This is a genomic window from Bacillus sp. L_1B0_5, from assembly GCF_000836715.1.
Classification (GTDB): Bacteria; Bacillota; Bacilli; order Bacillales; family Bacillaceae_G; genus Bacillus_A; species Bacillus_A thuringiensis_S.
Map to the genome: position 1 here is coordinate 1 of NZ_JXIS01000058.1, position 20,522 is coordinate 20,522.

Sequence of the window (20,522 nt, forward strand, 5' to 3'; positions counted from 1 at the left end):
AGAGACGGTTGGTATAATGTTGGCGGCGACCAATGGGTTTCAGGTGAATATGTGAAGTTTGAAAAATAAAACATATTACTATACAAAAGAATAGTTTTATAAACAAAAATAAGAGCCGTCATTTGACGGCTTTTTATTTTGAAATTCTTCTGTTGAAAAAGAAATATAATTTAGTAAATATGTATTGAAGCTCTTTTAGATTGATTTTTAAAGTGTAAGTTTTATATTCTTTATTTAAAGTCTCGCTGACATTTACAACATACTTATTAATTATCTGTACAGATAAGTTTCGATTAGCATCATTAACCACAGTGACAATTCTGTTTTCATCATCTTCTAGCATGGGCTCATATGTGTAAAATAAAGTATTATCATTCTGTAGTACACTCTGCTTTTTTAATGATTCATGCACACATTTTTTTACTAACTCTTCCATTTTGGTACATTCATCATAAGTCATATTAATTTCATTAATTTCTTGAGTTTTAAAATATTCTTGAGTAATTTGAATTGAGTTTTGTTCTGAATCGGCTTCTAACATTATTACTTGATAAGTATTTTTTTTGAATATACCTTTTCTATGCAATATGATCACCGCTAAATTTATATTTTTATAAATCAGAAATTCTTCTAACTTGCTTTTCTTTCTTCTTAAAACTCTTCTTATACTGTTTGAAGTCTTGTTTATCGACTCTAAATTTCTCCCCAGTAGCAACGTTTTTTACTAAATATGTTGTACGCTTAAATTCTCTAATGTAATAAATGACTAATCCAACTAAAAGGGATATACACATTGTTGCTGGGATAGCTAAAATACAAAGAACGATAATGAGCGCAGAAATTTTATCTGATTCATAAACTCTTTTTAACACTATGCGTTTTCCAGAAGCAGCTTGCGCTTGTTGTAATTGTTGCATGCGTTGTAGCGATGCGACGGTATCATAACTCATGTGTTCAACCTCCTGTTTTAAGTTGTATTAAATTAATACATATTTATAGTATTTTATTTTGATATAACTACACTGTTTTTGTACATTTTATCTACCTGTTCGTTATTATATCCATATGTCAGTGTCAATCTGTCATCTACAAACAAACAAGTGCCTACATTAAAACCTCGACACCCAGCCATAAATTTGGAAAGTTTAGGAATAAAACCAACTGCTTCAATATCCATTAAAATAAAACGTACTGGAATTGCTCTTTTATTTTGCTGTGTTCCTTTCAGCATATGACTCATAAATGAAAAAATTCGATTTCCTATATCGGGCATAAAGTCTTCTTGTTGTTGGTCATGTTCTGTATACGTGAAATAAACAATTATTTTACGCTTTAATAGTTGTAGTAAATCTTGTTTAGAATTTGAATGTAGTTCTGTATAAGGAAGCAATAATATTTCATAACCCTGATCATATTTTAGAGCAGATGTTTTTTGATACATAATGCCTTTGTAATCTAATACAAATAAAGATTCTTCCTCAAAACTTTTGATGAAATCTTCAACTTCAGCTAATCCCACTTCGGGGTGATAATAACTTTCAATTATTGTGTTCAATGTTTTAAATGGTGGCTTATTCATGGGGTCACTCCTCTTCTTCACTCCATATATCTTCAATTTTCATGTCGAGAGCTTTTGCTATACGCATAGCGACTCGTAGTGTCGGATCGCTTTTTCCTCTAACTATCATACTTAATGTTTGATCTGTTATGCCAGCTCTTTTTGCTAATGCAGATTGTTTAATCATTCTATCGGCTAAAATTATTTTTAATCTACACTCCATAAAATCCCTCCCTTTAAAATATTCAATCAATTCCTTGAAAAACCTTTTGATTTTTTTGTTGTTGGACAAACAAGTTTTTGTTTTCTAGTTCATATACCTATATTACTTCCACTTGGAAGGCCACAAGGAAGAAGAGACAACAAGAGGGGAGAGGTCTATATGCGTTGGCAATATAACCACTTAAATACAACTCCATATTTACATCCTTCAAAAGAGTTACGATCTATGTACAACGAATCAAGATCAAGAGCAGAAACTGAATCAATTTTAAATCACATGAGAAACCATAAAGTTTTTAATAACAAAGAGTACAAAGGGTATTTTAATTTATCGCAGGTAGTGGAGGAAGATTTATATGGTGAGGAAGAAGATGTTTTAAATTGGGAGATTCTAATGGATTGTTATGATGTTGTCCTTACGAGAAAAGGTATTGTATTTCGTGAAAAGGAAGAGGAGGAATAATCATGACACTTGCAGGAGAAGCGGTAGTTATTTGGACTGCAACAGGATTATCTGTAGTCGCTATGAAAGTAGCTGAAAAAATGGGAAAGAGTGTTCCACATTGGCTTCCACGTGTCACCTTGTACACAACACTTACAGGCTCGTTTCTATACCTTCTACGTTATGTTCTCGTTTTATTTCTATGAAGGAATACGATGTGGAAACCTTTTATTCCTTATGTCATAAGGAGTTTAGCTTGTATGCACGTATTCCTTGAAACAGGGATATATACCCTCTATAAGAGGGATATAAGGAGTGATTTTATGCTGGAGTTGTTATCAGTACCATTCGCAGGTTTAATTTTCGCCATATTTGGCGGGAGGTTCAAAGGAAGAGAGAGTGATCGAAAGAAAATACAAGTTTTTTTCGAAGTAAGCGGAATTGCGATACGTAGAGAGGACAGATTACAGTATCCAATTTTTCTTGAACAAAAGGAGGATGATCGAAGTACAACTTATATATATCGGTTGCCTGTAGGAATGCCGAGTAAAATTATTCAGAAGGTCGAGGATGTTGTCTCTGAAGGGCTAAGTAAACCTGTCCGAATTGATTATGATAATTACAAGTTAAATATTCGTGTGTTTCATAGGGATATACCGAAGAAATGGTCATGGTCTACTGATTTAGTGACACAAGGAAAATGGCATGTACCAATGGGCCAAAGTTTAGAAAACCTTATCTATCATGATTTTGATAAAACTCCACATATGACACTAGGTGGTCTTACACGAATGGGTAAAACGGTATTTTTAAAGAATGTAGTTACCTCTCTTACTTTAGCGCAACCAGAACATATTAATTTATACATTATTGATTTAAAAGGTGGTTTGGAGTTTGGGCCGTATAAGAATTTAAAACAAGTAGTTTCTATTGCTGAAAAGCCCGCAGAAGCTTTTATGATATTAACTAATATTCTCAAGAAGATGGAAGAAAAAATGGAATATATGAAATGTAGACATTACACGAATGTTGTAGAAACAAATATCAAAGAACGTTACTTCATCATAGTAGACGAAGGAGCCGAACTTTGCCCAGATAAAAGTATGAAAAAAGAACAGCAAAGGTTATTGGGAGCATGTCAACAAATGCTCTCTCATATAGCGCGCATAGGAGGTGCTTTAGGGTTTAGGTTGATTTTTTGTACACAGTACCCGACAGGCGATACTTTACCACGCCAAGTGAAACAAAATAGTGATGCGAAATTAGGATTTAGATTACCGACTCAAACGGCCTCAAGTGTTGTTATAGATGAAGCAGGATTAGAAGCGATACAAAGCATTCCTGGACGCGCGATTTTCAAAACCGATAGACTTACCGAAATACAAGTGCCTTACATTAGTAACGAGATGATGTGGGAGCATTTAAAAGGATATGAGGTGGAGAAATATGAGAATGCAAACGCATATGCAAATCAACCGTCAAATGGCGATACTTGCGACGATTAGAAAGCTACAGTTTGCAACGAGAAGGCATTTAATGAGTGTTCATGAAATGGGCGGAATAAGAAATGCAAATCGAATCATGAAAGATTTATCTACTTATACAAGTAAGGTAGTTTACAATAAAGAGCATGTATATTATTTAAACCAATCAGGACATAAGTTGTTCGGTGAAGGGAAAGTTGTGCATCATGGTAAAGTTGCACACGCTATTTTACGTAATGAGGCTTGGTTACATTTATTTTGTCCAGATGATTGGCAAGTAGAAACCGAAATTAAATATATAAAAGATAATAAAAAGAAAAAAATAATTCCAGATGTGAAATTCCGTGATGAGGATAGAATACTTCATGCTGTAGAAATAGATCGTACTCAGAAAATGATAGTAAACGATGAAAAATTAAGAAAATATGAAGAGTTAACGCAGATTTATAAACAGAAGCATAACGGGAAAATGCCAGTTATTCATTTCTTTACAATCACAAAATACAGAGAAAAGAAATTAGAACAACTGGCAAATAAATATAATGTGTTTGTAAAAGTATATGTAATCGCTGCTACTTAATGATGAAAAAAAGAGCTGATCATTTTCGAATGATTAGCTCTTTTTTTATTTCACTCCCTTAATTTCAAACAGTTCATCAATAGATATTTTTAAAGCGCGACTTATCGCAACTAAATGAATATCTCTGTGCTGTTCATTTTTATCGAATCTTGATATTGAAGACTGAGGTATATTTGCTAATTCTGCAAGTTGAGATTGAGTTAATTGACGTTCTTTCAGTATTTCTCCTAAACGTGGTTTAACTATGTATGTTACATTCTCCAAAATAATCACTCCTCTATATCCATTATGCAATAAGTGATATTCAATAATCAATATTTTTTTCAATCCTATATTGACTATCCAATAGTGGATAATGTGTATTGATGGTAACAAATATCGAAAGGGGTTCGATGTAATTGGAGAAGTTCAATGATTATTTTGGTTTAGAAAGCAAATCAGATTTTGTATGGTTTTATGGTTTCTACACAGTTTCTGCAATTTTAATTGTAATTAATATGATTATTGTACTTATATAACTGGGGGTAAGAAGATGCTTAGTTCAGCAAATTATACACAATACAAAGAACTACAATCATTCCAATCAGTAGAAGAGATGAATGAAGCAATATGTTCTTTTTTATACAAACATACACATGAATTATCTGAGTCAGCAATAAAAGTATTGAAATTTCTAGCAAGGCACTCATGCAAGATTCTAGGTGTATCTTTCCTGAAGGTAGGAACAATTGCTAAGGCATTAAATATAAGCGATCGAACTGTCCGTAGGGTATTGAAAGTGTTAGAGGATTTAGAGGTAGTAACTAGACATAAAACGATTCGAATGGAAGGGAAATTACGCGGAGGGAATGGACATAACGTCTATGTCCTTCTAAAAAAATACAGTGTCACACCGAATGTCCTACCGAAAATGTCACAGCGACAAGGTGAAGAAAACCCTACAGAATCAAAGGTTTCCGATGCGAAATCGGACAAGGAAACTAAACTTTCTGAATCACACCCTCTAGAAGAATTAAAAAACGAATTAAACGTAAAAGAAATGTCAGCAAGAGAATCTAAAGAAATTGAATTAGAAGATTTAGATGAAACTTTCACACCAGAAAATGTACCAAGCCAATTCAGAGATGTGGTAGCTCCATTCTTCAAATCGGCAGATAAAATTTATAAGCTGTATCATCGGGTATTAACGGCCTATAAGCGTTCAAAAATAGACAAGCCTATTGAACAAGTGATAAATCAAGCCATTCAAGCATTCAAAGACACTGTTTTCGCAGAAAAAGCAAATAAAATTAAAAGTACTTTTGAAGGTTATTTCTATAGAATTCTTGAAAGTAAATTTGTAGCTGAGAGAAGGGAAGAATGTCGAGGATTATTGTTTGATTGGTTAAATGAATAATAAAAAATTGCCCACAGGGAAAAATTTATATATAATTTAATTATCATATTCTTAGTAAATAAGTGGGTGAATATTTTGAAGTACGCTGTTTATGTACGAGTTTCAACGGATAGAGATGAGCAAGTTTCATCTGTTCAAAATCAGATTGATATTTGTCGATACTGGTTAGAAAATAACGGATATGAGTGGGACTCAAATGCAGTATATTTTGACGATGGTATCTCTGGTACAGCTTGGTTAGAACGTCATGCGATGCAACTGATATTAGAAAAAGCAAGACGTAATGAATTGGATACAGTCGTATTTAAATCTATACACCGTTTAGCAAGGGATCTAAGGGACGCCTTAGAAATTAAAGAAATTCTAATAGGTCACGGAATACGCTTGGTTACAATTGAAGAAAATTACGATAGTTTATATGAAGGTGGCAATGATATCAAATTCGAAATGTTTGCTATGTTTGCTGCACAATTACCTAAAACTTTATCTGTATCTGTTTCTGCTGCAATGCAAGCCAAAGCAAGAAGGGGCGAGTTTATTGGAAAACCGGGATTAGGATACGATGTAATTGACAAGAAACTTGTTATTAATGAAAAAGAAGCCGAAGTTGTAAGGGAAATTTTTGATTTATCCTATAAAGGCTATGGATTTAAGAAAATAGCGAATATCCTAAATGATAAAGGCACATATACGAAATTTGGCCAGTTATGGTCGCATACAACTGTAGGAAAGATTTTAAAGAACCAAACGTATAAAGGGAATTTGGTCTTAAATAGTTATAAAACAGTAAAAGTAGATGGAAAGAAGAAAAGAGTTTACACTCCGAAAGAGAGATTAACAATTATAGAAGACCATTATCCAGCAATTGTATCAAAAGAATTATGGAATGCGGTTAATAGCAATAGGACAAGTAAAAAGAAAACAAAACAAGATACAAGAAATGAATTTAGAGGGATGATGTTTTGTAAACATTGCGGTGAGCCAATTACAGCTAAGTATTCAGGTAGATACGCAAAAGGAAGTAAAAAAGAGTGGGTATATATGAAATGCAGTAATTATATAAGATTCAATCGATGCGTTAACTTTGACCCAGTTCAATATGATGATATAAGAGAGGTAATTATCTATAGGTTGAAGCAGCAAGAAAAAGAACTAGAAATACATTTCAATCCAAAAATACATCAAAAAAGAAAAAATAAATCTGCAGAAATTAAGAACCAAATTAAATTGTTAAAGACGAAAAAAGAGAAGTTGATTGATTTATACGTAGAAGGATTAATTGATAAAGAAATGTTTTCGAAGCGCGATGTTAATTTTGAAAATGAAATAAAAGAACAAGAGTTAGCGTTACTTAAATTAACAGATCAGAGTAAGAGAAATAAAGAAGAGGAACAAATCAAAAAAGCTTTTTCGATGTTGGATGAAGAAAAAGATATGCATGAGGTTTTTAAAACTTTAATTAAGAAAATTACACTAAGTAAAGATAAGTATATCGAAATTGAATATATATTTTCTTTATAATTTTAAAGTTGGTTATTAGATACTGTAAGATTCGTAATTGTACTACCAACAGCAGGAGATTGGTTTGGATTAACGGTATATTCATAATTTACAAGAGCATTATTTGTTAATGTGCCACTAGGTGGTATCGCTAAAATTTGTGCTTGAAAAGTAATGAATACAGTATCTCCTGGCGAAATATCTGCCAGGTGAACACCAAGTGATGGATCTAATCCTGGTTGTGGAACACTATTGATAGTTACGGAGTTTGGGATAAATGAAGCTCCTGCGCCAAGCCCATCTGTTAAAACAGTTGCACTAGCAGGGATATTACCTGTATTTGTTACTGCAATCGTATAGGTAACAATATCACCAATTGCAGCTGTCGGTGTATTCACAGACTTAGTAGCGACAATAGTAGCGTTATTAATTTGAGTTGTTATTACGTTACTTAACGTATTGGCGGATGCTGGAGGTAAGTTAGGATCTACGACATACTGGTACGTTGTATTGCTTTGGTTCGGGATTGGATTTGGATTCGGGATAGAATTTACTTGTACTTGGAATGAAATAATCGTATTTGCATTCGGATTTATTGGGTCGATTGCAATTCCGCTTGCTGGATTGACATTAGGCAGTGTATTCCCATTTACAGTAACACTATTAGGAATAAACGATGTTCCGTTTGGAATTACATCTGTAAATATTACATTTGATGCAAGTGTGTTCCCGTTATTCGTTAAAGTAGTCGTGTACGTAATAATATCATTTACGTTAGCAAACTGTTTATCTGCCGATTTAGTAGCGGCAATTGAGGCGTTATTAATAGTTGTCTGTACAGTGTTAGAAGCAACCATCTGCATTACAGCTGGTTTGGATGGATCATACGTATATTGGAATGTTGTGCCTGATTGATTTGTAATTGGGTTTACAGCAGGGATAGTTGGTACAAAAACTTGGAATGCAACGGTGCGTGATGAACTCGCTCCTATCGTACCAATCGAAATGCCATTAGCAGGATTTGCATTAGCTATAGGGACATTATTAATCGTTACAGTATTAGGAATGAAGAGGGTACCCGCTGGAATGATATCTGTAAATGTTACATTAGCAGCAGGGATATTCCCGTTATTCGTTAAAATAGTCGCATATAGTATGACATCACCGACATCAGCGAAGTTTGTACTCGTTAGTTTTGTAGCAACGATATTAGCAGTATTAATTTGTGTAGTTACTATATTGCTAGCAGTGTTTCTAACAAGAGCAGGTAAGTTTGGATCAGCGATAAAGCTATATTGAAGTGCAGCGCTGTTTTGAATTGGGTTTGGTGAAGGTAGCCCATTTGCACTTATTTGAAAAACAATCGTTGTAAAACCACCTGAAGGAATGGAGCCGACTTGAAGACCGGTACTAGGGTCTGCACCTAGTTGTAAAGCACCACCTATAAAAATACTATTTGGAACGATAGTGATGCCATTAGGGATTATATCGGTAACAATAACATTATTGGCTGTAGTATTGCCAAGATTAGCTAAAGAAATTGTATATGTGATTGGTTGCCCGACATCGGCGATAGTTAAATCTACTTCTTTGACAATCACTACATTTGCTAAATTAATTTGTGTACTTACAGTGTTACTTACAGATGTTTCTATAGTTGGTGGATCGCCCGGATTTAGAATAAAGCTATACTGTGTACTAGATGAATTTAATGTTGGGTTTTGTGTTGGTAAAGAGGTGACGGTTACTTGATAAGAGACAGTAAGTGAGCCATTAGCAGCAATGGAAGGTAGTGGAACACCTATATTTGGATCTGCGTTATTTTGAAGTACACCATTAATAAGAAAAGTATTTGGAATAAAGGTAGTACCGTCTGGATTCGTATCTACGAAAGTAGGGCTATCAGCAGAAACACTTCCTGCATTCGTCAAAGTAACAGTATAAGTTAATATATCCCCTACGGTAGCGAACACTCGATCCACTGTTTTGGCTGAAATGACATTTGCATCGTTTACTTGAGTAAATGTAGTGGTTGAAGTAGTGTTCTTACTTACAGGTGAAGTGTTTGGATCAACGATAAAGTTATAGGAGATGGAAGCGCTATTTGAAATAGGGTTTGGATTTGGAATGCTAGTTATTACTACTTGGAATGAAGCTGTAATTGTAGTATTAGCATTGATGCTACCAATATTGATGCTAGCTGGTGTAACGCCTGGCTGAGTAACACTGTTAACTATAACGCTGTTTGGGACAAAGGCGGTTCCATTCGCAATTGAATCAGATAGTAATACATTGTTCGCTGCAACATTTCCATCGTTAGTAAGAGCAAAGGTGTAAGTTAATACATCGCCAACTTCCGCAAACGTTTTATCTACAGATTTATTAACATGGAGATTTGCTAGTCTAATTGTTGATGTAACAGAATTAGAATTTGCTGTTTTTGAAGTCGGTGGCAAACTTGGATTTACAGTGTAAATATAAGAGGCGAAAGCGTTATTAATGATAGGATTTTGGGCAGTGATGTTAATGACTGTTACTTGAAAGGATAAGGTAAAAGTAGCTCCACCAGGAATTGTGCCGATAGGTAAAGCAACGAGAGAATCTACATTCTGCAAAACTCCGTTTAGTGTTACAGTACCAAGAGTCAATATCGTTCCGTTTGGAAGTGGATCTGTTAGTTGAACGTTATTAGCGGCTGCATTTCCGCTGTTTGTAATAAGGATTGTATAACTTATCGTTTCGCCAATTGTGGCAAATTGTTTGTTAGTTGATTTTGTTAAAGTTAAATTCGCATTGTTAATTTGAGTGGAAACGAGATTAGAAGAAATGTTTTTTGTAACGGGAGATTGGCTAGGGTTGACGGTATATTGATAAGAAGCGCTTGATCCGTTAGATACGACATTTGACGCGGGTATTGTGTTTACTACTACTTGAAATGCAACATTTTTTATTGTGCCGCTTGGGATGGATCCAATGTTCACGCCGGTAGCGGGATTTGCGCCCACCTGTGTCGTGCCATCTATTGTTAAACTGTTTAGAACAAAAGCTGTTCCAGTAGGAATGATATCTGTAAAAATAACATTGTTCGCATTTGTATTACCTGTACCTGTAAAGGAAACGGTGTACGTTAGTGTATCACCAATATCTGCAAAATTTTTATCTACTGCTTTTGCCATTGTTACAGTAGCGTTATTCACTTGAGTAGATACGATATTGGTCGTATCAGTCCCACTTACTGCAGGTTGATTTGGTACAGGAATGTATTGATATGTTGTTGTACCACTATTTAATATTGGATTTGTTTGAGGGATAGAAGGAACGAATACTTGAAATGAAATAGTAGTAGTAGAATTTGCGGCAATTGATCCAATTGATATACCATTAGCGGGATTTGCGCCAGCTTGAGTAACTCCGTTCACAGTTACACTCCCTGGAATGAAAGTAGTCCCGCTAGGAATCGGATCCGTATATATAACATTTGTTGCAGCGATATTTCCTATATTAGCTAAGGCAATACTGTAAGTTAATGTTTCACCAATATCGGTAAAAAGTTTGTTGACTGATTTTGTTCCATTAATATCTGCCAGGTTAATTTGTGTTCCAGCAGAATTGCTTGTTGCAAGACCGTTAAAGGTTGTTCCTCCGGCGATTGGTGTATATTGAAATGTAATATTCGCAGTGTTAGAGATAGGATTTTGACTTGGAAGAGAAACGACAGTAGCTTGGAAGGTTACTGTGCGAGAAGTACCATTATTAATTGTTCCAAGAGATATACCAGCCGCGGGATTTGCATTTGTTTGTGGTACGTTATCTACTGTTACAGTGCCGGGTATAAAAGAAGTACCGTTAGGGAGACTATCTATAAAAATAGCGTTATTGGCAGGAAGAAGCCCGGTGTTAGGGATAGTAACTGTATAAGTGAGAATATCTCCAATTGCAGCAACGCTTTTATTCACGCTTTTCGTTGCTTGAATATTTGGGGAGTTTATATTAATTTGTAAGCCAACTGTATTTAACATATATGCATCTCCGTTAGTAGTTAAACGGATTGCGGCGGATACTTGTGAGTTTGTTAAATAAGAGGAAATGTCAATGGAAGTAATGTCCCAGCCCTGTCTTCCTGCGGAGATGTTTGTACTTGTAGAAGCACTTTGATTTCGCGTTCCAAATGTCCCTGTTGTATCTAAGTTTCCTGCAGCATTATTAACTTGAGAACCGAAGAAATTATTTATAGCATTGTTTGGTCCGGATAAAGCATTTAATGAACTGAAATTTGGTCCAAATAAAGCTTGATCCCCGGTTAAATCTGCATCTCCTTCGGTAGAACTTAAAAATAATCTCCCGCTTACTGGTCCTCCGGAAGGTGTTAAAAATCCAGAAACAGATACATCGGCACTACCAGTTTCTGCAGAAACACGGTTACCCGCTACATAAATGGTTAAGTTTCTTGCTGGCAATGTGCCGTTTTGATAAGCGACGATAAGCGTCCATCCAGCCGAATTAATTGTTCCATTAGAAGCATCTATAGGATCTACAAGTCCAGGAACCGATCCTGTAGTATAGGAACCAGAACCTCCCGCTTGAATAAGAGTTGTTACGTCTGCCGAACGAGTGTAAAAGCCAAATGTAATAGAGTTTGAAACAAATGTTTGATTTGAAGCCGTAACAGCTGAAGGAGTAATCGAGTATGTTGAAACAGGTGTTGAAAAAGAAACTGGGTTTCCTAATACACTCGTAATGTTTTGATCACGAGATAAATAGTTTCCACCCCAAACGAGTTCGGCGTAAAGAATAGTACTACCAGCAGGGATATTTAAAATAGCGGTAGAACTATTTTGTGTATAGTTTAACGTTGTACCAGCAGGAAAAGTAGGTACTTGTAAAGCAGTATTCGTAGTTGCGAATGCACCAATTGCCCCGATTGTACCAGCACGGTTTTGATTACTAATTTTACTTAAGCCTAAAGTATTTCCTGTAATAGCGAGTGCGCCGTTAGTGGTGGTAGAAAATCGATTCGTAATGGGCATGTTGTCACCTCATTTACAATATAGTCTTGGTCAAAATAACATATGTATGTGACAAATAAAGGGAAACATGTACAAGTTGATTTAGTAATAATGATTTAAATGTCTAGATAAGGGGATGGAGTATGATTGAATTGGAAATTAGGGTGGAGCGTCTTAGGAAAGAACAAATAGGCGATATTGTAGCATTATCTTCTTATATTGGCTGGGATTATAACAGAGAAGAAATTGAGACTATTTTTGATTCAGGTATCGTATATGGTGTGTGGAATGAGAGGGAGAAACTAATTGCTAGCGCGGCAATAATATTATATGGGGAAAAATTAGCGTCTATCGGAATGGTCATTGTACATCCAGATTATAAGGGGAGAGGGATTGGAAAGGCGATAACGAATTCATGTATTAAGAGCGTATCGGTTCAAACTCCCATTATACTTATTGCTACGGATGAGGGAAAGCCTCTATATGAAAAATTAGGATTTAGAGTAGTAAGCTATGTTTCTAAATACATATGTAACTCGTACAATGTGAATGATTATTGTGTAGGAAATGAAGATTATATGGTGAAGTATGAAGAGTGTGATTTAGAAGAAATAATAAAATTAGATGAAAATGCGTTTGGAACAAATAGAAAAGTATTTTTAAAGAAAAGAATGATACAAAGTGAACAGTGCATCGTTGTAAAGGACAACAAACGAAATGTATTAGGTTACGGTTTAAGTATACAAACATCAGAAAATAAAATAATAGGACCAGTTGTTGCGAAAAATGATACGATGGCAATGAGGATTGTACATTATTTAGCAAGAGAGCATCATGGTAAATTAAGAATGGATGTACCAGAAGGAAAGAATGGTTTCATGAAAGAATTAGAGATTACTGGTTTTCAAAAGGTTAATACACCACCAATTATGATGAAAAATAGCGATAAATTATTAAAAAGGAGTAATGAACTGTATAGCATTGCAGCACAAGTTTTTGGGTGAAAAAAGAATCCTTTCGTGAAAAGGATTCTTTTTTATAGCCAATTTAATCACGATATTGGTCATGAGTAGGTTGAAAGAGGTCTTCCTCGACATCTCTAACAACTGAAAAATGATCAACGTTATAATGGCCGTGTAAAGTTTTATTGTGATGACCAATAATTTGCTCTGCAGACAATACGTTAGAATCAGTTGTTGAATGACCGTTTTTAATTAATGTAACGTCAAATCCTTGTACAGTTGCTGTCCTAACGGCAGTGTCGATGCAATGTTCTGTTTTACATCCGCCTATAACAATATGATTAATGTTTTCTTCTTTTAAAAGTTCAAGTAAAGAAGTGCCGTAGAATGAATTGGTTGCTGCTTTATTAATAAGGATTGCAGACTGGGGTACTTGAATTTGATTATGTACTTCAAATCCTTCGCCGCTGCCAGAAGCAACATCGATATCTCTTACGAAAACAATAAGAGCATTTGAATCTATTGCTTTCTGCAGTGCTGTATTTAGTGTAGATAATAGCTCGGTTTTGCGAAAAACTTCATTTTCTTGCTCATTTCCATCAATTAATTCTTGTTGAGCGTCGATAATTAATAGTGCTTGTTTCATCGTGTCTCCCCTTTAATATGAAATAAGTTCCACTTTACATATTCCTTCAGGTTGTTAGGAAATCCTCCATTGTAAGCGAAGTAGAAGATTGATTTACAAAGTTGTCAAAGAAATTTCATTCTCATAGCGTGTAAAAACATGTATGATAGGAGATGGAGAATTTTTGAGTAGGTGGGAATAACATGCAAACAGTAGAAGATTATCTTTCATTCTTACATACGAAAGGATTTAAATTATCAGAGGAAGCACAAGGGTTTATTATGTTCGGACAAGGATATACTGGTGCGTCTGATGGGATTGTGAACGCAGCAATAGAAGCGACAATTAAACATCAATTGCAGTTTGATGGTAGTTATTTCGTTGCGTTATTAGAACGATTGAAAGAGGAAGAAATTACAGATAAAAAAAGCGCTAAGGCTTTTATGCGGAAGTTACAAGCGTAACTTCACGCAGCCTGCGCTTCTTTTTTTGTTTTGGAAGGTAATTCAACAAAAATCATGCCTAGGAAAATACAGAGGCATCCGATAATAGCAGAAATAGAAAGTTGTTCGTTTGCAACGAGAACGCCTGTTAAGGCAGCAAAAACGGGTTCCATTGCGAAAATGATTGCTACTCTCGTTGGAGACGTATGTTTTTGTGCTGATGTTTGAATGAAAAAAGCAATGGATGTCGCAAATAGGGAAGTTAAAAATAGAGCGAATAAAAAGGAAGAATTCGTCCATAGTACTACTGAAAATAATTTTTCCCAATCTTCAAACAAAAAGGCGCAAATAGAAGAAAACATACCGACAGCTAATACTTGCGACGTGCTTAACAATAAAGGTGATATTTTCTTAGAGAAGAAGCCGTTAACAAGAATATGGGCAGCGAAAGCGACTGCACAACCGAGAACGAGTATGTCTCCAATGTTTAATTGAAAAGAATCAGCAGCTGTTAATAAGTATAAACCCGTTGTAGCTACAGCAATACCAAGTACGATGAAAATGGTAGCTTTTTGTTTTAAAAAGATAAATGATAAGATTGGGACCATAACAATGCTTAGCCCAGTTAAGAAACCTGCTTTTGAAGATGTTGTATAGAGTAAGCCAAATGTTTGCAATAAATAACCGACAAATAAGAAAAAACCAACGATTATCCCTGCCGTGCTACTATGTTTTATATCTTGTTTTGAAGTTTTTTGTGAGAAAATAATTTGAACGAATAATAAAATAATTCCAGCGAATAAAAAGCGAATACCATTAAACGTAAATGGACCAACGAAAGACATAGCGTTTTGAACGACAACAAACGTAGCTCCCCAAATAAAAGAGACAAATAATAAAGCAAGAGGAGCAATCCACTCTTTTTTCACACTCATACCCCCGTTAATTTTGTAATATAGCTTTTCTAGCTAATTCATCAGCTACTTTATTTTGACTACTTGGAATCCACTTAATAAAAAAGAGATCGAAGTTTTTTATGTACTGCAGTGCTTCATCTAAAAGAGGTGCAAATATTTTATTTTTTGCGTATTCCTTTTCAACAGCCCGTTCGACAAGCTGGGAATCTGTACGAAAAGAGACAGTGCTATAATTATGCTCGATGCAATATTTTAATGCTAGAAGTAAAGCGCGATATTCTGCTTCATGATTGGACATTGTTCCAAGTGGTAATGATAATTGTACAGGCGGCTGAACGCCTTTAATAAACACTCCTGCACCAGAAGGACCAGGATTTCCTTTTGATGCACCATCAATATATACTTCAATCAAAATGAGAAACCTCCAAATTATAAGATTATCCCCTACTTAAATATTTTTTGAAGTAGGGGATAGAGTAGTTATCCGATTGTGATGCTGTAACGACATGTAAATGTTTCATTCGCTTGTAAAGATTGAATTCCCTTTTTGTCCTTGAAATCTTTTGCTGGTTTTACTTCATCAGCGATTCCGTACCAAGGTTCAATACATAAGAAAGGTGCGTTATCCCCTGGTGTCCATACGCCGACAAATGGGAATCCATCAAATTCTACTTTTACAAATTTATTATGTTTATGAGAACGAATAGAAATTTCATCCGTATTCATATTTTCAAAAATAAGCGCATCATTTTTGAATAAATCATATGTAAGTGGCAGTTCAGTCGTATTTTCAGCGATTAATTGCTTTTTGTTTGAAAGGTAAGGTCCTTCTAATACGCTTGTTTCTAAGCGTTCCGAACCATTAAACGCTAAGTGATAATCTGTAAATGATTCACCGTCCAATAAAGGGAAGTTGAATCCAGGATGTGCTCCGATTGAGAAGAACATCTCTTTAGAAGTAGGATTGTTTACTTCATATGTTACATGAACGCTTTGTCCATCTAGCTCATAAGAAACGAGTAATTCGAATTCATATGGGTATTTTTTTAATGTTTCTTCATTACTAGTAACGATATAAGTGATCTTTGTTTCACTTTGTTCTTTCACAGAGAAAGTAAGATCACGAGCGAAACCGTGTTGTGTTAATGAATATGGTTTACCGTCTACGTAGTAGGTATTATCTACTAATCGGCCGACAATTGGAAACAAAATTGGTGCACGGCGTCCCCAATAAGTAGAATCACCTTGCCATAAATATTCTGTGTTGTCTTCTTTTAAGCGAACGCTCTGTAATTCTGCACCTTTGTCAGAAATGGAAACGATCACTTTTTCATTTTGAATTGTTGCTGTCATGAAGTGAAACCTCCTAAATCTTTCATATGTTTCATTATACGTTGTCTAAAAGGAAAAAGGTAGTTTATGATAGGAATCTATTGACGAAAGAGGGGCTACGACGTAAAATATAATCTTGTTGCTTAAAAAACGAATAACGTGGTTCGAAACCATCCCACGTAAAAAAACTAAGGAGATTTTGTCATGAATATTAGAACTTTAGTCGGTAATGGTATTTTAGCGGCATTATATATTGCTGTTTCTATGCTTATTCAGCCATTTGGCTTTACGAATGTACAATTTCGTATTTCAGAGATGTTTAATCATCTCGTTGTATTTAACAAGAAAGCAATTTACGGAATTGTATTAGGTGTATTTTTAACGAATCTCTTGTTCTCACCTATGATCGCTTATGATTTAGTATTTGGAGTAGGTCAATCTATTCTTGCATTAGTTGCAACGATTATTTCTATGCGATTTATTAAAGGTGTTTGGGCTCGTATGATTTTTAATACAGTTATCTTTACGATTACAATGTTTATGATTGCAATTGAACTTCATCTTGCATTGGGTTTACCATTTATGTTGTCTTGGTTAACATGTGCAATCGGTGAATTTGTTGTCATGGCGATTGGTATGCCTGTAATGTACTGGATTAATAAGCGAGTACAATTTGAAAGATTTATGTAATAGATGAAAGGGCTATTCCTATAGGGATAGCTCTTTTTGCATGTGATAATATTGAATATAATTCTTTGACTCTTGATAAAATATAATAAAATAAAGTGAGGCTTTTATTAGCTGGCTACATATAAGAAGTCTTACATAAGGGGAATGTAGTATGAAATATAAAATTCATTGGTTGTATAAAACGAAGCGCGGATTGCAGACGGAATTAACAACAGAGTATATGAACATAGAAGAAATACTTCAATTTGCAGAGGATTTTGAGAAAACAGGAAGAGTAAAAGAATTTTCATTTTATGATGAAATGGACGCAGAATGGTCATTAAAAGAGATGAAAAAGTTAAGTAAGCAAGTAGAGGAAGAGCCCCAAGAAATACTCGTTTATTTTGATGGGGGGTATGATGTGCAAACGAAAGAAGCTGGCGTTGGTATATGTGTGTATTATAAAAAAGGAAATACAAACTACCGCATTCGCCGCAATGCATATATAGAAGGTATAGATGATAATAATGAAGCGGATTATGCATCACTATTATACGGTATGAATATACTCGAGGAATTAGGGATTAAATATGAAGCAGTTACACTTCGCGGCGATTCTCAAGTTGTATTGCAGCAATTAGCTGGAGAATGGCCTTGTTATGATGAGCATTTAAACCATTATTTAGATCAAATTGAACAAAAGGCGAAGCAAATGAAATTAAAACTTGTATGTGAACCAATATCTAGAAAACAAAATAAAGAAGCACATCAATTAGCAACGCAAGCATTAGAAGGGACAGTCATTGATAGTCATAAAGAAATAACCGAATAGAGAGGTGCAACGGTGGATAAAAAGCAACTCATTACAGAGGTAAATGACTTATTAGAAACATACTGTGAAGGATGTTTCTTGCGAGAACATAATCGAAAGACAAATAGTAAGTATTATGCTCATTCATTTTGTATAAGACAATGTACAGTTGGAGAAACATTGAAAAAGTATGGAGAACAGTTGTCATAAAAAAACATCCAGAGAAAATTCCCTGGATGTTTTTTAGTGCTTTGCTTCGTTTAATTGCTGCTCGCATTTGCTTAGTTTCTTTTCCTCGTTCATTAAAAATGGTTCATCTAAATCTACTGCAACAGATTTCATAATTTCAAGCTGTGAGCGAGCTGCTTCTACTGCAGTAGTGGCATGCTCTAATGTGTCTGGATCCATTGAAATTGTTGCAGAACCTACCATCTTTTGTGCTGTTTCTACACGGAATTTTACTTCTTCAAAATCATTTACTTCTGATCCCATTGTTACTGCCTCCTTTGTATATTGCGCATTTCACATAGTTTTTGCTCTGTAAAACGGAAATATACAAAGGAATAATAAAGGAGGTTACCAAGTAAGGTAACCTCCTGTTATATGTTGGATTAAAGTTTTACTACGTTAGCAGCTTGAGGTCCACGGTTACCTTCAGTAATGTCGAAAGATACTTCTTGACCTTCTTCTAAAGCTTTGTACCCATCTCCTTGAATAGCAGAGAAATGTACGAATACATCGTCAGCGCCTTCCATTTCGATAAATCCAAAACCTTTTTCGTTGTTAAACCATTTTACTTTTCCTTGCATGTTATAATTCCTCCTAAAAGCGTTTACTATTTTCATTTAGTGAAATTCATTTGAAAAATAATATAAACTAAAAATGCTATATTCTTGAATATTCTGCTAAATGATTAATTTAAATATACACGAATTGGGAGAATTTAGTCAAGTAAGCGATTTTATTTTTTGTATTTTTAAATAATTTTTCAGTCGAATTTTTAAATAGGTATAGGACAGGCCGAGTATGTAATATTCTTAATTGAATGCTATACATAATGAGGTGAAAGAATGAATAAGTCTTACTTATTAGATAATGAAGAAATGAGAACGAGAACCGACATACCGGATTGGGTTGCAAAAGAATTTGAGATTTTTTCAAGTGTCGTGTTAGAACCAACTTTTCCATGTTATTTCGGTTTAACAGCTTTGAAAAAGAATGAACTTCGCTATTCATTTCTTTCTCATAATGATTGGAGTCATTTGCCACATACAATGTTATCTTTTTTAGAGTTAATGAAAGAGAGGCCGATTGTGAGAAGAGGCTTTTTCCTTTTTGTAGAACCGGAATGTGAAGAACAATCACTCGAATATTACCGTGATTCCTTTTGGAAAGTGCTACAGTATTTACATGAAAACGATAATCAAGCATGGCCAAAGCAAATTCCTGAAGATCCAGACCATTATTTATGGGAATTTTCATTTGGTGGTGAGCCAATATTTGCATTTGGAAATGCGCCAGCTTATAAACAACGAAAAACTAGACATTTAGGGAATTCTCTCGTTATTGGGTTTCAGCCACGCACTATTTTTGATGGATTAGAGGGAGATCGTCCTAAAGGAGCATATTCAAGACAAATGGTCCGTGAGCGAGTTGAAAAGTGGGATCAATTGCCGAAACATCCTAACATTAGTCATTACGGTGACCCAGAGCATCGTGAATGGAAACAATATTTCATAGGAGACGATGTAGAGCTAATAAAAGGGAAATGTCCTTTTATTCATAGGATAGAAAAATAAGAGCCATCATCTGGATGGCTCTTTTGTATATTTTGGATAAAAAAGGGTATTTTATTATGAAAGCTAGTCTATTTTTTAAAATTACATCATTAACTAGTAGTAAAAAGAGAAGAAAGGATAGAGCGATGTTTGGAGCAATTATACAGCAAATCGTATTAGGTATTTCATTAGCTGCGCCAGTAGGGCCGATTAATATTGAAATGTTAAAACGAGGAATTGAACGTGGGTTTTGGCATGCTTGGGTTGTTGGAATTGGTGGAATGACTGCAGATGTTTTATTTATGCTTCTCATTTATTTCGGTTTATCTTCTGTGTTTATGTATACATATGTACAAGCCTTCATGTATTGCACGGGTTTTTTCTTGTTATTTTATTTAGGATTTCAAAGTGTAAAACAAGGAATTTTCCACTCGAATATGGAATATAAAAAAGAAGAGGTAGGTGGCCTTAAGCAATCGTTTATGGCAGGATTTTTAATTGCGATATCCAATCCGTTAAATCTTGTTTTTTGGTTTGGTATATACGGAAGTACACTTAGCTCATTACTTACGAAGGTAACGAAACAAGAAGCTTTTTTGTACAGTCTTTGCATTATTGCCGGTATTATTTTATGGAATTTAAATATTGCTTTTTCTGTACATTTTGGAAGAACTTTATTAAAACCAAAAGCGCTTGGCTATATAACAGCCGGAGCAGGTATTATTTTAGTAGGGTACTCTATACATTTTGCATACAAAGCTTTACAGTTGTTCACATAAGATTGAAGGGGAGATTTT

25 protein-coding genes, 1 pseudogene and 1 riboswitch are annotated in these 20,522 nt (G+C 34.8%); of the genes and pseudogenes, 14 read left to right on the plus strand and 12 right to left on the minus strand.

Features of this window, described 5'->3' with window-relative positions:
* Positions 1–133 precede the first annotated feature (133 nt).
* From RT27_RS19495 to RT27_RS19510, 4 genes are read right to left on the minus strand one after another with little or no spacing between them, the layout of a single operon-like run.
* On the minus strand, positions 134–586 hold the full coding sequence (locus tag RT27_RS19495) for a hypothetical protein (RefSeq protein WP_231577715.1): 453 nt from the start codon (positions 584–586) through the stop codon (positions 134–136).
* A 25-nt stretch (positions 587–611) separates the two neighbouring features.
* Positions 612–950: a hypothetical protein gene (locus RT27_RS19500; RefSeq protein ID WP_043937080.1), complete on the minus strand. Its 339-nt coding sequence runs from the start codon at positions 948–950 to the stop codon at positions 612–614.
* Positions 951–1,003: 53 nt separating this feature from the next.
* Positions 1,004–1,579, minus strand: coding sequence for a type IV secretory system conjugative DNA transfer family protein (locus tag RT27_RS19505; RefSeq protein WP_043937082.1), 576 nt, complete (start codon positions 1,577–1,579; stop codon positions 1,004–1,006).
* A gap of 4 nt (positions 1,580–1,583) precedes the next feature.
* Positions 1,584–1,781, minus strand: coding sequence for a helix-turn-helix domain-containing protein (locus RT27_RS19510; protein WP_043937084.1), 198 nt, complete (start codon positions 1,779–1,781; stop codon positions 1,584–1,586).
* Between the two features lie 159 nt (positions 1,782–1,940).
* Between RT27_RS19510 and RT27_RS19515 the strand changes: the two genes are divergently transcribed.
* From RT27_RS19515 to RT27_RS19530, 4 genes are all read left to right on the plus strand, one after another.
* Positions 1,941–2,243: a hypothetical protein gene (locus RT27_RS19515; RefSeq protein ID WP_001267630.1), complete on the plus strand. Its 303-nt coding sequence runs from the start codon at positions 1,941–1,943 to the stop codon at positions 2,241–2,243.
* 2 nt (positions 2,244–2,245) lie between these two features.
* On the plus strand, positions 2,246–2,428 hold the full coding sequence (locus tag RT27_RS35820) for a hypothetical protein (RefSeq protein WP_000170787.1): 183 nt from the start codon (positions 2,246–2,248) through the stop codon (positions 2,426–2,428).
* A gap of 117 nt (positions 2,429–2,545) precedes the next feature.
* A complete protein-coding gene (locus RT27_RS19525) occupies positions 2,546–3,727 on the plus strand; it encodes an FtsK/SpoIIIE domain-containing protein (protein ID WP_043937100.1) in 1,182 nt (393 codons plus the stop codon).
* Positions 3,669–4,286, plus strand: coding sequence for a replication-relaxation family protein (locus tag RT27_RS19530; RefSeq protein ID WP_043937086.1), 618 nt, complete (start codon positions 3,669–3,671; stop codon positions 4,284–4,286). The genes RT27_RS19525 and RT27_RS19530 overlap by 59 nt, the downstream gene beginning before the upstream one ends.
* Positions 4,287–4,331: 45 nt before the next feature.
* Here RT27_RS19530 and RT27_RS19535 read toward each other — a convergent pair whose 3' ends face one another.
* Entirely contained in the window at positions 4,332–4,550 is a 219-nt protein-coding gene (locus tag RT27_RS19535; RefSeq protein ID WP_197078013.1) for a helix-turn-helix transcriptional regulator, read from the minus strand.
* A 134-nt stretch (positions 4,551–4,684) separates the two neighbouring features.
* On the opposite strand from RT27_RS19535, the gene RT27_RS34845 reads away from it, so the two are divergent.
* From RT27_RS34845 to RT27_RS19545, 3 genes are all read left to right on the plus strand, one after another.
* Complete coding sequence (locus RT27_RS34845) at positions 4,685–4,804, plus strand: DUF3961 domain-containing protein (protein WP_127057650.1); 120 nt, start codon at positions 4,685–4,687, stop codon at positions 4,802–4,804.
* A gap of 14 nt (positions 4,805–4,818) precedes the next feature.
* The gene (locus tag RT27_RS19540; RefSeq protein ID WP_043937088.1) at positions 4,819–5,682 is read left to right on the plus strand and encodes a helix-turn-helix domain-containing protein; all 864 of its coding nucleotides are present in this window, start codon (positions 4,819–4,821) and stop codon (positions 5,680–5,682) included.
* A gap of 66 nt (positions 5,683–5,748) precedes the next feature.
* Positions 5,749–7,203, plus strand: a complete 1,455-nt coding sequence (locus RT27_RS19545) for a recombinase family protein (RefSeq protein ID WP_082044982.1) — start codon at positions 5,749–5,751, stop codon at positions 7,201–7,203.
* Positions 7,204–7,220: 17 nt separating this feature from the next.
* Here the strand turns inward: RT27_RS19545 and RT27_RS19550 are convergent.
* Positions 7,221–12,209 (minus strand): annotated as a pseudogene (locus tag RT27_RS19550) (DUF11 domain-containing protein); the annotation flags it as partial.
* A gap of 122 nt (positions 12,210–12,331) precedes the next feature.
* Here RT27_RS19550 and RT27_RS19555 point away from each other — a divergent pair.
* Positions 12,332–13,192 (plus strand): GNAT family N-acetyltransferase, encoded by an 861-nt coding sequence (locus RT27_RS19555; RefSeq protein ID WP_043937091.1) that lies wholly within the window; start codon positions 12,332–12,334, stop codon positions 13,190–13,192.
* 43 nt (positions 13,193–13,235) lie between these two features.
* Here the strand turns inward: RT27_RS19555 and RT27_RS19560 are convergent, their stop codons facing one another.
* Positions 13,236–13,796, minus strand: a complete 561-nt coding sequence (locus tag RT27_RS19560; protein ID WP_016082214.1) for a cysteine hydrolase family protein — start codon at positions 13,794–13,796, stop codon at positions 13,236–13,238.
* A gap of 182 nt (positions 13,797–13,978) precedes the next feature.
* Between RT27_RS19560 and RT27_RS19565 the strand changes: the two genes are divergently transcribed.
* Positions 13,979–14,239: a DUF6123 family protein gene (locus RT27_RS19565; RefSeq protein WP_001195212.1), complete on the plus strand. Its 261-nt coding sequence runs from the start codon at positions 13,979–13,981 to the stop codon at positions 14,237–14,239.
* Between the two features lie 2 nt (positions 14,240–14,241).
* Here the strand turns inward: RT27_RS19565 and RT27_RS19570 are convergent, their stop codons facing one another.
* From RT27_RS19570 to RT27_RS19580, 3 genes are all read right to left on the minus strand, one after another.
* Entirely contained in the window at positions 14,242–15,147 is a 906-nt protein-coding gene (locus tag RT27_RS19570; RefSeq protein ID WP_016082213.1) for a DMT family transporter, read from the minus strand.
* A gap of 13 nt (positions 15,148–15,160) precedes the next feature.
* Complete coding sequence (locus RT27_RS19575) at positions 15,161–15,547, minus strand: reverse transcriptase-like protein (protein WP_000573877.1); 387 nt, start codon at positions 15,545–15,547, stop codon at positions 15,161–15,163.
* A gap of 68 nt (positions 15,548–15,615) precedes the next feature.
* Entirely contained in the window at positions 15,616–16,488 is an 873-nt protein-coding gene (locus tag RT27_RS19580) for an aldose 1-epimerase family protein (protein WP_016082212.1), read from the minus strand.
* Positions 16,489–16,620: 132 nt separating this feature from the next.
* Positions 16,621–16,665, plus strand: a riboswitch (PreQ1 riboswitch).
* 6 nt (positions 16,666–16,671) lie between these two features.
* Here RT27_RS19580 and RT27_RS19585 point away from each other — a divergent pair.
* The 3 genes from RT27_RS19585 (at position 16,672) to RT27_RS32465 (ending at position 18,157) form a co-directional block, all read left to right on the plus strand.
* A complete protein-coding gene (locus RT27_RS19585) occupies positions 16,672–17,157 on the plus strand; it encodes a QueT transporter family protein (protein ID WP_001026480.1) in 486 nt (161 codons plus the stop codon).
* Positions 17,158–17,308: 151 nt separating this feature from the next.
* Positions 17,309–17,968 (plus strand): ribonuclease H family protein, encoded by a 660-nt coding sequence (locus tag RT27_RS19590; protein ID WP_043937092.1) that lies wholly within the window; start codon positions 17,309–17,311, stop codon positions 17,966–17,968.
* 12 nt (positions 17,969–17,980) lie between these two features.
* Positions 17,981–18,157, plus strand: a complete 177-nt coding sequence (locus tag RT27_RS32465) for a zinc-finger domain-containing protein (RefSeq protein WP_000358801.1) — start codon at positions 17,981–17,983, stop codon at positions 18,155–18,157.
* 33 nt (positions 18,158–18,190) lie between these two features.
* Here the strand turns inward: RT27_RS32465 and RT27_RS19595 are convergent, their stop codons facing one another.
* Together RT27_RS19595 and cspB are read right to left on the minus strand one after the other, a co-directional pair.
* Positions 18,191–18,439: a DUF2564 family protein gene (locus tag RT27_RS19595; protein WP_000534400.1), complete on the minus strand. Its 249-nt coding sequence runs from the start codon at positions 18,437–18,439 to the stop codon at positions 18,191–18,193.
* Between the two features lie 119 nt (positions 18,440–18,558).
* Positions 18,559–18,756 carry a cold shock-like protein CspB gene (gene cspB, locus RT27_RS19600; protein WP_001161731.1) on the minus strand — a complete coding sequence of 66 codons (198 nt, stop codon included), beginning with the start codon at positions 18,754–18,756 and terminating at the stop codon, positions 18,559–18,561.
* 261 nt (positions 18,757–19,017) lie between these two features.
* Between cspB and RT27_RS19605 the strand changes: the two genes are divergently transcribed.
* Both RT27_RS19605 and RT27_RS19610 read left to right on the plus strand, forming a co-directional pair.
* Positions 19,018–19,746 (plus strand): YqcI/YcgG family protein, encoded by a 729-nt coding sequence (locus RT27_RS19605; RefSeq protein WP_029441886.1) that lies wholly within the window; start codon positions 19,018–19,020, stop codon positions 19,744–19,746.
* 14 nt (positions 19,747–19,760) lie between these two features.
* Positions 19,761–20,504, plus strand: coding sequence for a LysE family transporter (locus RT27_RS19610; protein WP_016082209.1), 744 nt, complete (start codon positions 19,761–19,763; stop codon positions 20,502–20,504).
* Positions 20,505–20,522 lie beyond the last annotated feature (18 nt).

Coding starts and splice junctions, on each gene's coding strand:
- RT27_RS19605 (WP_029441886.1), top strand. CDS start 19,018: ATGAATAAGTCTTACTTATTAGATAATGAAGAAATGAGAACGAGAACC.
- cspB (WP_001161731.1), bottom strand. CDS start 18,756: ATGCAAGGAAAAGTAAAATGGTTTAACAACGAAAAAGGTTTTGGATTT.
- RT27_RS19590 (WP_043937092.1), top strand. CDS start 17,309: ATGAAATATAAAATTCATTGGTTGTATAAAACGAAGCGCGGATTGCAG.
- RT27_RS19610 (WP_016082209.1), top strand. CDS start 19,761: ATGGCTCTTTTGTATATTTTGGATAAAAAAGGGTATTTTATTATGAAA.
- RT27_RS19585 (WP_001026480.1), top strand. CDS start 16,672: ATGAATATTAGAACTTTAGTCGGTAATGGTATTTTAGCGGCATTATAT.
- RT27_RS19540 (WP_043937088.1), top strand. CDS start 4,819: ATGCTTAGTTCAGCAAATTATACACAATACAAAGAACTACAATCATTC.
- RT27_RS19560 (WP_016082214.1), bottom strand. CDS start 13,796: ATGAAACAAGCACTATTAATTATCGACGCTCAACAAGAATTAATTGAT.
- RT27_RS19500 (WP_043937080.1), bottom strand. CDS start 950: ATGAGTTATGATACCGTCGCATCGCTACAACGCATGCAACAATTACAA.
- RT27_RS19530 (WP_043937086.1), top strand. CDS start 3,669: ATGAGAATGCAAACGCATATGCAAATCAACCGTCAAATGGCGATACTT.
- RT27_RS19510 (WP_043937084.1), bottom strand. CDS start 1,781: ATGGAGTGTAGATTAAAAATAATTTTAGCCGATAGAATGATTAAACAA.
- RT27_RS19580 (WP_016082212.1), bottom strand. CDS start 16,488: ATGACAGCAACAATTCAAAATGAAAAAGTGATCGTTTCCATTTCTGAC.
- RT27_RS19515 (WP_001267630.1), top strand. CDS start 1,941: ATGCGTTGGCAATATAACCACTTAAATACAACTCCATATTTACATCCT.
- RT27_RS19555 (WP_043937091.1), top strand. CDS start 12,332: ATGATTGAATTGGAAATTAGGGTGGAGCGTCTTAGGAAAGAACAAATA.
- RT27_RS35820 (WP_000170787.1), top strand. CDS start 2,246: ATGACACTTGCAGGAGAAGCGGTAGTTATTTGGACTGCAACAGGATTA.
- RT27_RS19595 (WP_000534400.1), bottom strand. CDS start 18,439: ATGGGATCAGAAGTAAATGATTTTGAAGAAGTAAAATTCCGTGTAGAA.
- RT27_RS19565 (WP_001195212.1), top strand. CDS start 13,979: ATGCAAACAGTAGAAGATTATCTTTCATTCTTACATACGAAAGGATTT.
- RT27_RS19505 (WP_043937082.1), bottom strand. CDS start 1,579: ATGAATAAGCCACCATTTAAAACATTGAACACAATAATTGAAAGTTAT.
- RT27_RS19525 (WP_043937100.1), top strand. CDS start 2,546: ATGCTGGAGTTGTTATCAGTACCATTCGCAGGTTTAATTTTCGCCATA.